At 40.7% G+C, this 17,153-nt stretch carries 13 protein-coding genes; 1 reads left to right on the plus strand and 12 read right to left on the minus strand.

Features of this window, described 5'->3' with window-relative positions; genetic code table 11:
• Positions 1-90 precede the first annotated feature (90 nt).
• From spoVID to hemA, 7 genes are all read right to left on the minus strand, one after another.
• Positions 91-1,299: a stage VI sporulation protein D gene (gene spoVID, locus BK575_RS23210; protein WP_078413940.1), complete on the minus strand. Its 1,209-nt coding sequence runs from the start codon at positions 1,297-1,299 to the stop codon at positions 91-93.
• Between the two features lie 554 nt (positions 1,300-1,853).
• Positions 1,854-3,143, minus strand: a complete 1,290-nt coding sequence (hemL, locus tag BK575_RS23215) for a glutamate-1-semialdehyde 2,1-aminomutase (protein ID WP_078413941.1) — start codon at positions 3,141-3,143, stop codon at positions 1,854-1,856.
• Positions 3,144-3,164: 21 nt separating this feature from the next.
• Positions 3,165-4,148 (minus strand): porphobilinogen synthase, encoded by a 984-nt coding sequence (gene hemB / locus BK575_RS23220; protein ID WP_078413942.1) that lies wholly within the window; start codon positions 4,146-4,148, stop codon positions 3,165-3,167.
• Complete coding sequence (locus tag BK575_RS23225; protein WP_078413943.1) at positions 4,145-4,954, minus strand: uroporphyrinogen-III synthase; 810 nt, start codon at positions 4,952-4,954, stop codon at positions 4,145-4,147. Before BK575_RS23225 ends, hemB begins: the two co-directional genes overlap by 4 nt.
• A complete protein-coding gene (gene hemC, locus BK575_RS23230; RefSeq protein WP_078413944.1) occupies positions 4,951-5,886 on the minus strand; it encodes a hydroxymethylbilane synthase in 936 nt (311 codons plus the stop codon). Before hemC ends, BK575_RS23225 begins: the two co-directional genes overlap by 4 nt.
• Positions 5,887-5,899: 13 nt before the next feature.
• Complete coding sequence (locus BK575_RS23235) at positions 5,900-6,733, minus strand: cytochrome c biogenesis protein (RefSeq protein WP_078413945.1); 834 nt, start codon at positions 6,731-6,733, stop codon at positions 5,900-5,902.
• A gap of 18 nt (positions 6,734-6,751) precedes the next feature.
• A complete protein-coding gene (gene hemA / locus BK575_RS23240; RefSeq protein ID WP_078413946.1) occupies positions 6,752-8,089 on the minus strand; it encodes a glutamyl-tRNA reductase in 1,338 nt (445 codons plus the stop codon).
• Between the two features lie 321 nt (positions 8,090-8,410).
• Between hemA and BK575_RS23245 the strand changes: the two genes are divergently transcribed.
• A complete protein-coding gene (locus BK575_RS23245) occupies positions 8,411-8,896 on the plus strand; it encodes a LiaF transmembrane domain-containing protein (RefSeq protein WP_078413947.1) in 486 nt (161 codons plus the stop codon).
• Between the two features lie 61 nt (positions 8,897-8,957).
• On the opposite strand, the gene yihA is transcribed toward BK575_RS23245, so the two are convergent.
• The 5 genes from yihA to tig form a co-directional block, all read right to left on the minus strand.
• Positions 8,958-9,545, minus strand: a complete 588-nt coding sequence (yihA, locus tag BK575_RS23250) for a ribosome biogenesis GTP-binding protein YihA/YsxC (protein ID WP_078413948.1) — start codon at positions 9,543-9,545, stop codon at positions 8,958-8,960.
• On the minus strand, positions 9,542-11,866 hold the full coding sequence (gene lon / locus BK575_RS23255; RefSeq protein WP_078413949.1) for an endopeptidase La: 2,325 nt from the start codon (positions 11,864-11,866) through the stop codon (positions 9,542-9,544). The genes yihA and lon overlap by 4 nt, the downstream gene beginning before the upstream one ends.
• Before the next feature lie 348 nt (positions 11,867-12,214).
• On the minus strand, positions 12,215-13,882 hold the full coding sequence (gene lonB, locus BK575_RS23260) for an ATP-dependent protease LonB (protein ID WP_078413950.1): 1,668 nt from the start codon (positions 13,880-13,882) through the stop codon (positions 12,215-12,217).
• 314 nt (positions 13,883-14,196) lie between these two features.
• Positions 14,197-15,462 carry an ATP-dependent protease ATP-binding subunit ClpX gene (clpX, locus tag BK575_RS23265; protein WP_078413951.1) on the minus strand — a complete coding sequence of 422 codons (1,266 nt, stop codon included), beginning with the start codon at positions 15,460-15,462 and terminating at the stop codon, positions 14,197-14,199.
• Positions 15,463-15,851: 389 nt separating this feature from the next.
• Complete coding sequence (gene tig, locus BK575_RS23270; protein WP_078413952.1) at positions 15,852-17,132, minus strand: trigger factor; 1,281 nt, start codon at positions 17,130-17,132, stop codon at positions 15,852-15,854.
• Positions 17,133-17,153 lie beyond the last annotated feature (21 nt).

Here is a 17,153-nt window from a genome sequence, read left to right on the forward strand (position 1 = left end):
TAAGCAGCTGGCAAGAACCCGCAAGGGAGCTTGACAGCCGCTTATGCTTAAGTAAGCTAGCATGGGTGCTCTTTGCTCATGTTAAATTATTTAAGTGGATTTAAATATTGATCCTACTGGAATATTTAAAATTGTTCCCTCGGAAAGATCATGTTCATCTTCAATATTATTCACTCGAAGCAAATTTTGTACATTTGTATCATAGCGCTCGGCAATTTGCTCGAGTGAATCTCCATTTTGAACAATGCACATTTTTAAGCGCGAAAAGTCCTCTTCTTCATTTTTTGAAAAAAGCTGTGTTAAATAAAGAGCATTTTCTTTACGCACCGCTTTCTCCTGGCCTTCTTCTTGCTCTACTTGCTCAGCCTTTGGAACTTCGGCATATTGCTGATAAGCCTTTTCCCTTGTCTCTGCTTCCTCATTCTCCTCTTCCGCCCATAAAGGAATCATATTTTTGGGTCTCAGCTCAAAAGAAGGTACGGCAGCTTCCGCTTCATGGGGCTGGTCTTTTTTCACTTCTACTTCAAACGGTTCATACAACTCCTTTCCATGGGATGGACTGGAATCAGCAAAGTAAGAATCAGGCGCTGCATCACCTGCAGATAGACGTTCTATTCCCTGTACCTCTTGCTGCTCTTCATTATATTCCTCAAGTTGCTGAGACAACGGTTCAAATTCAATTACAGCCTGTTCGTCTTCCTGTTGCTCTTCCTCCAATTCATTACCATTCCGGTATAACGGCTCAAATTCAAATTCATCTGCTTCTTCTTCCTGCTGCTCTAAAAATATGGTTTGTTCGGTCTCTTCCTGTTGTGCTTCCGTTATTTCCTCTTGCTCTTCATCTTCTAATCTGGCTACACTTTGCTGTTCTCCGTACAAACCTGTAATGGAAAGGTCTGCGGTTAAACTCAAATTGTTTTCAGACGGAAAATCATAGTCAAACATATCAATAGACACATATACGTCTTCTAGATTTTGAATGCGGTTTTTCGGTATCGTGATATCGAGCGGAAACTGATGTTGGAACTCCGACATTCCATCTTCGCGAAGCATCACCTCATGTACTTGTTTGCCATTCGTATATTCACGTAAAGATTGCTCTTCAGTATCGCTTTGAACATTTTTATATTCCCCTGTTAATATTAAAGCCCCACGGATGGACACATATTGGTCATCTTCTTGGATGGAGATATTTGGATCTAATGAAATGGATAATAACTCGCTCACTTCCTGTCCCCTTTGGAACCATATGGATTCTTCAATTGAAAAACGTAAGCATGATAGATTGTCCTGTGTCAACTCCTACTCCTCCTTTCAAAACATCTGCCAATTGTCGATGTCATTACAACGTATGAGCCTTCCCGCGCAATTATGTATATAATTTTCATCCACATAAATGATTGGACATGGACGCAAAGCGTCCATGTCCAATCATTTACGCATAAGCGGCTGGCACGCTCCCTTACGGGTTCATGTCAGCCGCTTATACGAGAACCTTTTTAAGCCTATTCTAGATGGGAGAACAGAAAAATCATGGACAGTAAAAAATATAAAGCTTGTGTGAGAAAATTAACATGAATTAAAACTTAAGGACAACGAACCACATACAAAAAAGCTTCTATGTTTTTTGCCCTTGAACAAAAAACATAGAAACTCCTCTCCTACTATATAAATCTTATGTGTTACGCATCCCTATTTGCTCTGCGCTCTTCCGCTTGTCCATCTCGAATAAACTCCCAAAGGTTCACCTAAAGCAGATGGTGCCAGCCCCGAAAGGGGGGCGCCATCTGCTTAGGTCTAGAAACTCTGACATGGTGTTTTTGGCCATGTCAGAGTTTCTAGATGGATACCATTTACCCTCTAATAACAGCGAAAGCTTTTTCCGCTGCTTCAATGGTTTTTTCAATGTCTTCGTCACTGTGCGCCGTTGAAAGGAATAATCCTTCGAACTGAGAAGGCGGCAAGAATACACCGTTATTTGCCATTTCACGATAATAGGTTGCAAAATAATCCAAATTCGACGTTTTAGCTTTTTCATAATTGATGACTTCTTCATTTGTAAAGAAGAAACCAATCATGGAGCCTGCTCGATTCACGGTATGAGGGATCTCATATTTAGAAGCGGCTGCTTGCAATCCTTCTTCCAGGCGATCTGCTTTACGGCCGAATTCCTGGTAAGAACCTGGCGTTAATTGAACGAGCGTTTCATAACCTGCTGTCATCGCCAGCGGATTTCCCGATAACGTTCCGGCTTGATAAATTGGTCCGCTCGGTGCAATGCGCTCCATAATCTCTGCTTTACCGCCGTATGCTCCGACAGGAAGGCCTCCCCCAATTACTTTTCCAAGGCATGTTAAATCAGGTGTTACCCCAAAGTAGCCTTGTGCACATTGATAGTCTACACGGAAACCGGTCATTACTTCGTCAAAAATCAATACCGTGCCATATCGCTCCGTAATGTCGCGCAACCCTTCCAGAAAACCAGGCTGCGGCGGTACAACACCCATATTCCCAGCGACCGGCTCCACAATGACACCGGCAATGTCCTCACCAAACTGTTCAAATGCCAATTTAACACTTTCCAAGTCATTATAAGGCACCGTAATCGTATTTTGAGCTACACCTTCCGGCACACCTGGACTATCCGGTAAACCAAGAGTCGCTACACCTGAACCCGCCTTAATAAGCAAAGAGTCACCATGTCCATGATAACAACCTTCAAATTTTAAAATTTTATTACGGCCTGTATATCCTCTGGCAAGACGCAAAGCGCTCATTGTGGCTTCTGTACCGGAGCTTACCATACGTACAATTTCAATGGAAGGCACCCGGTCAATGACCAGTTTCGCCAATTCATTTTCACTGATGGTCGGCGCTCCAAAGCTTGTCCCTAATTCCGTTACCTTTTTGATGGCCTCTACTACACGTTCATTTGTATGACCATGAATAAGCGGCCCCCATGACAGAACGTAATCGATATACTCATTTCCATCAATATCATATATTTTGGAGCCTTTGCCGCGGGCCATAAAAATCGGATCCATTTTCACCGATTTAAACGCACGCACAGGACTGTTTACCCCGCCAGGCATTAATTGTTTTGCTTCAAGAAAAGCTGCTTTTGATTTTTCATAGCTTCGCATCACAATACCCCTTTTATGTTATTATTGTTGTTCTGATAACCAACGAGCTACATCTTTCGCATGGTACGTGATGATTAAGTCAACTCCCGCACGTTTCATGCCTGTTAACAACTCTAAAACGATTCCTTTTTCATCAATCCAGCCATTTGCTGCTGCCGCCTTGACCATGGCATATTCCCCGCTCACATTATAAGCTACTAGAGGAAGATTAAAGTGGTTTTTCACATCACGCATAATATCCATATAAGACATGGCTGGCTTTACAATAAGGAAATCCGCTCCCTCCGCTACATCTGATTCCGCTTCTCGAAGTGCTTCCAAGCGGTTTGCCGGGTCCATTTGGTACGTTTTGCGATCTCCGAATTGCGGCGCAGATTCGGCTGCATCACGGAAAGGTCCATAAAATGCTGACGCATATTTGACTGCATAAGACATGATTGGAATATGTTCAAATCCAGCTTCATCCAAACCGTGACGAATCGCTGCCACGAAGCCATCCATCATATTTGACGGTGCAATAATATCAGCTCCTGCTTTCGCCTGACTGACAGCCGTTCTTGCGAGCAACTCCAGAGAAGGATCATTCAACACGCTTTCTCCTTGAATCACGCCGCAATGGCCGTGACTTGTATATTCACATAGGCATGTATCCGCAATAACGATGAGCTCCGGATAGCTTTCTTTAATTTTACGCGTGGCTTCTTGTACAATTCCATGATCATGGTATGCTCCAGAACCAACTTCATCCTTTTCAGCCGGAATTCCGAACACAATAACAGATTTAATCCCTAATTCCACCAATTCTTTCATTTCTTCTTCGACTAAATCCAATGAAATTTGATCGACTCCAGGCATAGACTGAACTGGGTTTCGTTTATTTTCGCCCTCAACGACAAAAATCGGGTAAATCAAATCTTCCTTATGTAAGTATGTTTCACGTACAAGCGCACGCATGTTTGCAGAATGACGCAAGCGGCGATGACGTGTGAATTTTAAGTCTTTCATTCATTTTCCTCCTTAGCTTCCTGTGAATCAGAAAAATGGTGAACCAATACATTTATCATACCATTTATCGTATATTCAGAGGGAACAAGATACTCAGTAATTCCAAAAGACTTGACCGTTTCCGCTGTTATTGGCCCAATACACACAATTAGGCAATCTTTCAATAAAGACTGCCGCGGTAAATCCTCAATCATCTCCATAAAGAAGACGACGGTTGAAGAGCTTGTAAACGTAATAGCGTCAAGCTCGCCACCTATTAAAAGCTCCCTTAGCGACTGTTTGGCATGATGATTAGGGACTGTTTTATATACGGTCAGCTCTTCTGCCTCATATCCCTGGTCCATGAGTCCTTCTTTAATGACCGTACGAGCCAAATTCCCCCGTACAATCAACGTTTTATCTCCTGGATGAAGGCATGGCAAAAGGGAATCGAGCAAGTTTTCCGCTACATATTCCTTCGGAACGACCTTTGCCTCGAGACCATATTTCTTCAGCTCTAACTCCGTTTTTTTACCGACAACTGCTATATTTAGTTTGTTCAAGATTTCTCGGTTTATATGACACTTTTCAAGCAGCTCCAAAAAAAATGAAATGCCGTTTTGGCTTGTAAAGATAAGCCACTGAAAGGAATGTAAATTATGCAGCGCTTTCAACTGCTCTTTTTCGTCAATCAGCTTAAAAGACAGCAAAGAACTTTCAATCGCAGTGCCCCCCCGTGCTTCTATCAATTTCGAAAACGACGAAGATTGTGCTGCACCTCGTGTGACTAAAATTTTCTTTAAAAAAAGAGGAGCGTTGCCACTCATCCCTTGTCAAGCTCCTCTTTTACACGCTCAATTAATTGTTTAGCACCACGTTCTGTTAAACGCTTTGCAGCTTCATGCCCAAGCTCCATTGGATCCGTTCCCGTCAATTGTTCTTTATAAATAATCGAGCCGTCCGGAGATCCTACCAGCACGGTCAGCTGCACGTCGTTTTCATTCAACATATGGGCATATCCTGCAATCGGAACTTGGCATCCGCCCTCCATTTTATGAAGAAAAGCTCTCTCGGCTTGTACCGCTTTGTTCGTGGTGTCATCATTCAAGTGATTTAACAATTGAAGCAAGTCATGGTCATCCACACGGCATTCGATGGATAAAGCTCCTTGGCCTACTGCCGGAACACTTAATTCCGGGTCCAAATATTCCGTTACGATGTCCCTTGACCACCCCATTCGGGCCAGACCAGCTGCCGCTAAAATAATGGCATCATAGTCTTCATTTTTCAACTTCTCAAGACGGGTATCAATATTGCCTCGAATCCACTTAATCGTTAAGTCCGGGCGTTTCGCCAACAACTGGGCGCTCCGGCGTAAGCTGCTTGTACCAATTACCGCACCGCTTGGAAGGTCTGCGAATTTCTCACCGTTTTTTGAAATCAGTACATCACGGTGGTCCTCACGCGGAGGGATGCAGCCGATCGTTAACCCTTCCGGAAGAACAGCCGGCATGTCTTTCATACTGTGAACAGCCATATCAATCTCTTTATCAAGCATCGCTTGTTCGATTTCTTTGACGAATAATCCTTTTCCTCCCACCTTTGAAAGAGTAACATTTAAAATTTGGTCGCCCTTTGTTACAATTTCTTTCACTTCAAACTCATAGGGAAGACCCTGTTTTTTTAATTGATCGATGACCCAGTTTGTCTGAGTCAGCGCTAGCTTGCTTCGGCGTGAGCCGACAATGATTTTCCGCATGCGTTCCACCTCATTATGAATACCAAATATGAAAATTTGAAAGACTTCCAAATAGGAAAAAATTAATGAGCACCACTAAAAAAAGAGCAATATTCCATATAGCAGTGGCTTTTCCTTGCAAGCCTTTTCCTACACGTATATATAAATATACACTATAAACTAATAATACTAAAAATGAGCCTAATACCTTTGCATCATACCAATGAAAGTTCGGAATTTTAATAGATGCCCAAATGACCCCCAGCAACAGGGATAGTAACAGCATCGGTACACCAATCACATTAGAAACATATGACATATGGTCAAGCTTCGCTAAATCTTGAATGCGAAGCAAACGCTTTCCCCACTTTTTCTTTTTCAACAGATTATATTGAACTAAATATAAAATAGAAAAAGCGAATGAGATAGAAAAAGCCCCGTATGATAAAATCGCCATTGTAATATGAATAATGAGTAATTCCGACACAAGCATTTCCGCTTCCACTGTCGATTGATGCTGTATAGGCGTAAACGTATGCAGCGCCATAATAAAAAAGCCGATGACGTTGGCAAAAAACACAATAAAATCAACACGTAAAAGACGGTTAATCATTAAAGACAGCGTAATAAGTACCCACGTATAAAAATAAAGTCCTTCAAAAAGGGTTAAGATTGGAAAACGACCCGTTTCATACATCCTTAAACAAAGAAACGCCGTTTGTAAAATCCAGACAATAGCAAGTAACCAGAAGGCCGTTTGATTAGCCTTCCGGTTATTCTGCAGAAAATCGATAAAATATAACAATACACTTACAGCATATAAAATAACTGTTAATTCATAAATACGCGTCAAATTAACATCAATCATCAAGAAAGTCCCCTCTTCTTATGATTGATAAATAGCTTTGTGGGCTGACGATGCATGAACTACCTTTTCTGCTTGCATTTGCTCTGCTGCCGTATCTTCAATATCAAAAATCTTCATGAATAACTGTAATGATTCCTCGGCATTTGGTTCAGCAGCAAGTTCCTTCACACGCAAAATCGGATCACGAAGAAGCTGATTGATGATACTTTTCGTGTGTTTGTTCAAGACTTTCCGATCGCGTTCAGACAAATGCGGCAATTTACGTTCAATGCTTTCCATCGTTTCAGCTTGAACCGCAAGCGCTTTCTGGCGGAGAGCTGAAATGACCGGAACGACTCCAAGTGTTCCTAACCATTGTTTAAAGTCCACAATCTCCGCTTCAATCATGATTTCAATTTGTTCAGCCGCTCTTTGACGTTCTTGAAGATTTGCTTGAACAATTCCTTCTAAGTCATCTATGTCATATAAAAAGATGCTCTCCAATTCCGCAAGGGCCGGATCAAGATCTCGTGGAACGGCAATATCTACCATAAATAAAGGACGGCCTTTTCTTAGGCGTTCCACTTCTTTCATCATTTGTTTCGTAATAACAAAATCTTTTGCACCTGTTGAACTAATTAAGATGTCTGCTTCAATTAATGCACATTGAAGCTCTGAAAGCCGCTTTGCTTGACCTGAAAAACGATTTGCTAATTCCTGCGCTTTTTCGAATGTACGATTGACGACCGTGACTTTTTTCGCTCCGCTGCCATATAGATTTTGGACAGCTAATTCTCCCATTTTACCGGCACCTAAGATGAGTACCTCTGTTGATGATAAATCCCCTAAAATTTTCTTCGCTAGTTCAACAGCAGCATAGCTGACAGAAACCGCGTTTGCTCCGATTTCCGTTTCATGATGCGCGCGTTTCGCCAATGTCACAGCTTGTTTGAATAATTGATTGAAAACCGTACCGATGGTTTGCTTTTCCTGCGCTAACAAGAAGCTGGAACGAACTTGTCCCAAGATTTGAGTTTCCCCTAATACCATTGAATCAAGGCCGCATGCAACCCGGTATAAATGTTCGACAGCTGCATCACCTTCAAAGATTCTTAAGAACGGTGAAAACTCTTCTTTATCTATTTGAAACCATTCAGATAAGAAAGCCTTAATATAATAGCGTCCCGTGTGTAATTGATCTACTACCGCGTAAATTTCTGTGCGGTTGCAAGTAGAAACAATGATGTTTTCCAGAATGCTCTTTTGATTTTTCAAAGCTGTCATAGCAGACACTAATTCATTCTCATTGAAGCTAAGCTTCTCTCGAATTTCAACAGGGGCCGTTTTATAGTTTACGCCTACTGCGATAATATGCATTTATTCGTTACCCCCTCATCCAATGAAAATAAAGAATTATACCTATACCATTATATCATGTTTCGGTTTAGTTCTTCTAAAAAAATGTGAACAGTGTTTGAAAACATATGGTAAGATTATGAATGTTATTAATTTAGAAAAGCGAAGCAAGCATGTTGACGTTCTGTAATTACCGTCAGCGTTTGACTGTCTTGTCCTTCAAATGATCATAGAACATAGCTTGTACAGCTAGATAAGTTACGATATACTTATAATTTTTTTATACCAAAAAACAAGGTAACAATCAAGTTTCCTGTATATGTAAACTTCAGGAGGTCACCCATGAAAAAGCAATCAGTCTTCTTTGGCATTATGCTTGTAGGCTTATCCCTCTTTCTTTTAATGAGCCGATTTCAATTTCCATTGATGTTGAAGCTGCATTCCTGGCCTTCACTTTTAGTGCTGGTAGGAGCTGCAATGATTGTACAAGCGTATAAAGCCCACGATTTCCAGCAGTTACTGCCGGGAATGATTTTATTGACATTAGGCATTCATTTTCATGCAGTATCGCTCTTTTTCTTTTGGCCCAAACATATAGGCATGGTTCTATTAATGATTGCTCTTAGCTTTTTGTTCAGTTCCCGGAAAAGTCATTTCGGCTTGTTGCAAGGAATCTTTTTACTCAGCCTTTCCATGATCATGATGTTTTCTGACCACTTAAAAATGTGGACAGCTCTTTTAGAACAGCACTTTAATTATGTTTGGAAATTTTGGCCGTTGCTCTTGTTAATTATTGGGTTATATTTATTATTCTTCAAGCGCAAGTAAATTATCCTACATAAATGAATTGGACATGGGCAAAGCCCATGTCCAATTCATTTACGCCACATTAAATATTGGCAAATTTACGAATGGCGCCCCAAGCCTTGTCTTTTCCCTCTCCTGTTTCAGAAGAGAAAAGGATGATTTCATCCCCGCTTTCAAGGTTGAGTGTTTCTTTTGTTACTTTTAAATGTTTCTGCCATTTGCCTTTTGGAATTTTATCGGCTTTTGTGGCAATGACAATGACCGGGATTTCATAATGTTTAAGAAAATCGTACATCATGACATCATCATTCGTTGGAGGATGACGTAAATCCACAATTAGAACAACCGCTTTTAGTTCTTCTCTCGTTGTGAAATATGTCTCAATCATTTTCCCCCATGCTTCACGTTCTTTCTTCGATACTTTCGCGTAGCCGTATCCCGGAACGTCCACAAAATGGAGATCTTCATTAATTAAATAAAAATTCAATGTTTGGGTTTTCCCCGGCTTTGATGACGTTCGGGCTAAATTTTTGCGATTCAACAATTTATTGATGAAGGAAGATTTTCCTACATTTGACCGTCCTGCCAGTGCAATTTCAGGTAAATTTCCTGCTGGGTATTGATCAGGCTTCACCGCACTGATCACAATTTCTGCATTTTGTACTTTCATTTTGACTCCTCTGCTATTGCGTGCTTTAACACCTCATCTAAATGAGAGACAAGAACAATATTCAAATCTTTGCGCACGCTTTCTGGTATATCTTCAATGTCTTTCTCATTATCTCTTGGAATGAGGATCTTCGTCAATCCTGCACGATGGGCGCTTAATGATTTCTCCTTCAATCCTCCAATTGGAAGAACCCGGCCCCTCAAAGTGATTTCTCCCGTCATTCCCACTTCCTTACGAACTGGTTTATTCGTCAAAGCGGAAATGAGGGCAGTAGCGATAGTAATTCCTGCTGATGGACCGTCTTTTGGCACAGCTCCTTCAGGAACATGGATATGGATGTCATTTTTCTCGTGGAAGTTTTCCACAATATTAAGTTCTTTTGAGCGAGAACGAATATAGCTGAATGCCGCCTGAGCCGACTCTTTCATGACATCGCCAAGCTTTCCGGTTAACACCAATTTCCCTTTACCTGGCGTAACACTTACTTCAATCGCTAATGTATCTCCTCCGACTGTCGTGTACGCAAGGCCTGTAGCCACACCGATTTGGTCCTCCAGTTCAGCTTGCCCATAACGAAATCTCGGTTTCCCCAAAAACTCTTCAAGATTCTTCTCGGTTAATACAACGCGTTTTTTCTCACCCGATACAATAATTCTCGCTGCCTTCCGACAAATAGAAGCAATTTCACGTTCCAAATTGCGAACTCCTGCTTCTCTTGTATATAAGCGAATAATATCCAGCAATGCATCGTCTCGAATTTGTAAATGGGACTTTTGCAACCCGTGGTTTTGGAGTTGACGCTGGAGCAAATGACGCTTCGCAATTTCCAGTTTCTCGATTTCCGTATAACCGGCAATATTAATAATCTCCATCCGATCGCGCAATGGACCTGGAATGGTCGCTAAATTATTGGCTGTTGCGATAAACATAACCTTAGATAAATCATATGTTTCTTCGATATAATGGTCGCTAAAATTATGATTTTGTTCAGGGTCCAGCACTTCAAGCATGGCTGAAGACGGATCTCCTCGGAAATCACTGGACATTTTATCAATTTCATCAAGTAAGAAAACCGGATTAATGGTCCCGGCTTTTTTCATCCCTTGAATAATACGTCCCGGCATGGCACCAACATATGTACGTCGATGTCCCCGAATTTCCGATTCATCCCGCACTCCTCCCAATGAAATGCGAACAAAATGGCGGTTCATGGAAGTCGCAATGGACCTGGCAAGGGACGTTTTCCCTACTCCCGGAGGACCTGCTAAACAAAGAATTGGTCCTTTTAAGGACTTCGTCAATTGTTGAACAGCCAGATACTCCAGCACTCGCTCTTTTACTTTCTCTAATCCATAATGCTCATCATTTAAGATTTTCTCTGCACGATGGATATCCAATATGTCCTCTGTCGCATTTGTCCACGGGAGAGAGATAAGCCAATCAATATAGTTTCGAATAACAGAGCTTTCAGCTGAACTTGATGGTATTTTCTCATAGCGTTCCAGCTCTTTAAACGCTGTTTGCTGAACGTGTTCCGGCATACCAGCAGCTTCAATTTTCTCTTTTAATGTTGCCACTTCACCTGTTTTGCCCTCTTTATCGCCGAGCTCTTTTTGGATGGCCTTCATCTGTTCACGCAAATAATATTCTTTCTGGGTACGTTCCATGGACTTTTTCACGCGCTGCCCAATTTTTTTCTCGAGTTGCAGTACTTCTTTTTCATTCTGAATATATGTAATGACTTCATGTAAGCGTTTTTTAACATCCAATGTCTCTAAAATTGATTGTTTTTCACTTACTTTAATCGGCAAGTGTGAAGTCACAATATCCGCTAAACGTCCTGGTTCTTCAATATCAGTAACAGATGAAAGAGTTTCAGCTGACACTTTCTTGGACAGCTTTATGTACTGATCAAAGTATTCCAGCAGCGTTCTCATGAATGCCTTATCTTCAGCATCAGCTTCATACTCTTCAGAATATGACTCGACGTTCACTACGTATACTTCATCATGCTGGGCAAACGAAACGATTTTTGCACGGTTTAGTCCCTCAACTAAGACGCGAATCGTTCCGTTCGGAAGCTTTAACATCTGTTTGATTTTCGCTAATGTTCCAATACGATATAAGTCCTCTTCTTTTGGATCATCCACTGCCATATCCTTTTGAGTCACTAAAAAAACAAGGTGATCTTCTACCATTGCCCTTTCTAATGCTTGGATGGATTTATCACGGCCAACATCGAGGTGAAGCACCATTGTTGGGTAAACTAACAAGCCTCTTAGCGGCAGGAGGGGAACGATTATCTCTTTTGGATTCGCCATTACACGAACACCTCCAATAAATTAATCGAATGAAATATCAAATCTTTTTACAATTCTATCTCATTTATATGGTAATGTCTAATACATAGGTCGCTGTAACCCTTCTCTGGCGATAACTACTTGATCGTCAAAGCTCGATAAGATTTCACTTAAAATGAAAGACGTTTTTCAAAGGCTTCCTGCTTATTTTAAACGTTTCTTCCTAAATCTATAGAAGCTGAAGCAAATAATTTTCTTCTGAAAATAGCAGGTTCTTATATATGGTAATCTCCGACCAAAATGTTGAAGGTGCCTAAAAGGAATGCACCCTTTTATGGCACCTTATTTATCCCTTATTATTAGGCATGCTCACAGCGACTCTGTTGCTGAAAAAGAAGAACGATCATCAAGATCCAAAATGTTAGATTCGTTCAACATTAATGATACAGCGAGCACTTCGTCCAGATGACTGACAGGAACCACTTGAATCCCGTTTACTTCTTTTATAATAGAATTCATATTTTCTTTCGGGACAATGACAATTTGAGCTCCCGCCTGTTTTGCCGCCTTTATTTTGGGAATGACACCACCAATTGGCTTTACATGACCGTGCAGTCCGATTTCTCCGGTCATTGATACAATATTTTTAATGGGAATTTTGTAAATGGCTGAATAAATTCCCGTCGCCATGGCAATACCTGCAGAGGGCCCATCAATTGGAACGCCTCCGGGAAAATTCACATGGATATCATGTTCATGCGCTGGTACTCCCATGGAGCGAAGAACGGTAACTACATTTTCAATGGAACTTCGTGCCATACTTTTGCGGCGAATGGACTTACTCCGATCTCCAATGCTTTCTTCTTCCACGATTCCAGTAATGGTAATATTTCCTTTATCTTTTGTAGGAATCGCAGTTACCTCAATCTCCAGTAATGATCCGGTATTGGGACCATGAACAGCAAGACCGTTCACAATTCCCACTTTTGCCTCTTTCTGAATGGCCGGTTCATAGCGAGGAGTAAGCTGACTTGAATGAATGACCCATTCAATATCATCATCTTTAATTTCTTGACGATTGGCAGAAATCGCTAACCCCGCTGCGATTTGAACCATATTCACCATTTCTCTTCCGTTTCTTGCGTATGTAGATAATAAAGATAGCCCATAATCTGAAATTTTCATTTTCACTTTTTCTGCTGCTTTTTTGGCTACAGCCATCACTTCTTCTCGATCCAATTCACGGAAAAAAACCTCCAAACAACGGGAACGAATAGCTGGCGGAATCTCGCTTGGTGTTCTTGTCGTAGCCCCGATTAAACGAAAATCAGCAGGTAATCCATTTTGAAAGATATCATGAATATGGGAAGGAATTTGATTGTTTTCCTCACTGTAGTAAGCGCTTTCTAGAAATACCTTTCGATCTTCCAGCACCTTCAACATTTTATTCATTTGAATAGGATGTAATTCTCCAATCTCATCAATAAACAAAATGCCTCCATGCGCATCTGTAACTGCGCCTTGTTTAGGCTGGGGAATACCGGCTTGTCCCATGGCACCAGCTCCTTGATAGATCGGGTCATGAACAGAACCGATTAATGGATCAGCAATCCCTCTCTCATCAAAACGAGCTGTTGTTGCATCGAGTTCAATGAATACAGCAGAAGGTTTAAATGGAGATTTGGCGTTTTTCTTTGCTTCTTCTAATACAAGACGCGCGGCTGCCGTTTTACCGACACCCGGAGGGCCGTAAATGATTACATGCTGGGGATTCGGTCCGCAAAGGGCTGCCTTTAATGATCGAATACCGTCTTCTTGTCCTACAATATCATCAAAGCTTTTTGGTCTCACCTTTTCGGCAAGCGGCTCTGTTAGTGTAATGGAACGCAATTTTCGCAAATGTTCCATTTCTTTTTTCGATTCACGGTCAATTGAAACCTTTTGAGTCCGTTGGTTTCGCAGCAGATTCCAAAAATAAAGACCGATGACAATCCCGAAAAAAAGTTGTATTACAATAACGATGTTAGTCCAACTCATACAAATCCTCCTGCATTCTTTGATGTAATTATATGCTAGTATCTCCCTGCATAAGTTGGAATAAACCGTTTTCCCGACAAAAAATGGCTATTGAAAAGAAGAGGGTGACTCAAAAGGTTTAAAAAGCAAACCTTTTGAGTCACCCTCCTGAAAGAACCCGTCATGAGAATCCAGTAAAGTCAAAGATTCAGTGGCGGGTCCTTTCAGTAAAAATAATTTTTGAGGCCTATTCATGACCTATGGGACAACCACTTAGATATAGCTTTGCCACCACTATTCTTTAGTCATGTCAAAGTTTCTAAGTGAATATATACTTAGGCAGATGTTTTGCTTCCTGCTTCAAGGGTAGATCCATCTTCCAATAAAAGACGCGGAGCTGATTGTTTCGCTACCGTATCCCCTGTAATGATACATTTCGCGATATCTTCACGTGAAGGCAGCTCAAACATTACATCAAGCATGATGCCTTCAATAATAGAACGAAGACCGCGTGCTCCTGTTTTACGTTCAATTGCCTTTTTCGCGATTTCTACAAGAGCTTCTTCTTCAAATTCAAGTTCTACTTCATCTAACTCAAGCATTTTTTGATATTGCTTTACAAGAGCATTTTTCGGTTTTGTTAAAATTTCAACCAATGCTGCTTCATCTAACGGCTCAAGACTTGCGATTACCGGAAGACGACCAATGAACTCCGGAATTAAGCCGAACTTCAATAAGTCTTCAGGAAGGACTTTTGACAGAATTTCTTTTTGTGTGAAGTCTTCTTGTTTAGATTCCGAGCCGAATCCGATGACCTTTTTACCTAAACGGCGTTTAATGATTTGCTCGATTCCGTCAAATGCACCGCCGCAAATAAACAAGATATTCGTTGTATCAATTTGAATAAACTCTTGATGCGGGTGCTTTCTTCCGCCTTGAGGAGGAACACTTGCAACAGTACCTTCTAAAATTTTCAATAAGGCTTGTTGCACACCTTCACCAGATACATCTCTTGTGATAGATGGATTTTCTGATTTACGTGCAACTTTATCAATTTCATCAATATAAATAATCCCTTTTTCAGCCTTTTCAACATCATAGTCAGCTGCTTGGATTAATTTTAATAAGATGTTTTCTACATCTTCCCCAACATACCCTGCTTCTGTTAAAGAAGTAGCATCTGCAATGGCAAACGGTACATTTAAAATACGCGCCAGTGTTTGGGCAAGTAAGGTCTTACCGCTACCAGTAGGTCCGATCATAGCAATGTTACTTTTTGAAAGTTCAACATCGTCAATTTTACTATTGGAATTAATACGTTTGTAATGGTTATATACAGCAACGGACAATGCTTTTTTCGCAGCGTCCTGGCCAATTACGTATTCGTCTAAAATTTCGCAAATTTCTTTTGGCTTCGGAACGTCTTTAAACTCTACTTCCTCTTCCGAACCTAATTCTTCTTCGACGATTTCCGTACATAATTCAATACATTCATCGCAAATATATACACCAGGCCCAGCCACTAATTTACGAACTTGATCTTGTGTTTTACCACAGAATGAACATTTGAGTTGCCCTTTTTCATCATTAAACTTAAACATAATTTCACCCCTTGTAGTTTTTCAATTTTTCGGAGTTTTTCCCATCCATTTAGAAAGCCAATAGAATAAAATGTCTTTTCAAGTAGATGATAAGCCTCTTATAAAGGAAACTTCCATTTAGGGGGCGTTTTTTCCTCCCAAAGAATTCACTCTTCCTTCTTTCTTTATCATGCCATTTACGAAAAGAAAAAGTATTGTATTGCATTTTACCATAAATAAAAAAGAAATAGATACTAAAAACATTCTTATGTACAAAAATTCTCTACGAACAAGGCTTCGTGCTGATTCATTATGTAATTCTTCATTCTATAAGGCTTTTCTGTATGATAATGGATGTTAATGTGTATAAAACAAGGCACGATCAAGTCGCGCCTTGTTCTTACTTATTATTATGCAACAGTTTTGCTGTTTTCTACAAGAAAATCGATCGCTTTACGAATTTTAAGATCTTCTTTTAATCCGTCAACGCTAACCATACCTTTGATGTTTTCAGCAGGAATGTTGTACATTTCAGCCATTTTAGCTAATTCAGCTTCCGCTTCTTCATCAGAAACTTCAAGATTTTCAGCTTTTGCGATTGCTTCTAACGTTAAGTTGATTTTCACACGCTTTTCAGCATCTGGACGCATTTGATCGCGAAGCGCTTTTTCATCTTGGCCAGAGAACTGGTAGTATAAATCAAGGTTTAAACCTTGCATTTGAAGACGTTGTTCGAATTCTTGCATCATGCGGTCGCTCTCTGTATTGAACATTGCTTCTGGGATTTCCACTTCAGCGTTATCAGCAGCTTTTTCCACTAATGTATCACGAAGAGCGCCTTCTGATTCGTTTGTTTTTTGTGTTTGTAAACGCTCTTGGATTTTTGCTTTTAGTGCATCAAGAGTTTCAACTTCTTCGTCTGCATCTTTAGCAAACTCATCGTCTAAAGCTGGAAGCTCTTTCGATTTTACTTCATGTATTTTTGTTTTGAACACAGCTGCTTTACCAGCTAATTCTTCTGCATGATACTCTTCAGGGAATGTTACTTCCACGTCTTTTTCAGCACCAGCTTCTAAACCTACTAATTGATCTTCAAATCCTGGGATGAATGTGCCAGAACCGATTTCTAAAGAGTAGTTTTCGCCTTTTCCGCCTTCGAACGCTTCACCGTCTACAAAGCCTTCGAAATCGATAACTGCCATATCGCCTTGCTCAATTTTACCTTCTTTTACTACTAACTCAGCATGACGCTCTTGAAGAGTTTTCAACTCTGCTTCAACATCTTCTTCTGTTACAGTAGTATCCATTTTTTCTACTTCTAAGCCTTTATAATCGCCTAACTTCACTTCAGGCTTTACTGTTACTTTCGCAGTGAAGATTACATTTTCGCCTTGTTCGATTTTTTCGATGTCGATTTCCGGACGATCTACAGGCTCGATTCCAGTTTCTTCAACCGCTTTGCTGTAAGCTTCCGGTAAGATGATATCTAATGCATCTTGATATAAAGATTCCACACCAAAACGCTTTTCAAACATTGCGCGCGGCATTTTACCTTTACGGAATCCAGGTACGTTCACTTGTTTCACAACTTTTTGGAACGCTTTATCTAATGCTTCATTGAATTGAGCAGCTTCAACTTCTACAGTTAAAACTCCTTGGTTTGCTTCTTGTTTTTCCCACTTTGCAGACATGTATGTTTCCCTCCAACGCAT

Origin of the sequence: Priestia abyssalis, from assembly GCF_002019595.1 — a bacterium.
GTDB lineage: Bacteria > Bacillota > Bacilli > Bacillales > Bacillaceae_H > Bacillus_BA > Bacillus_BA abyssalis.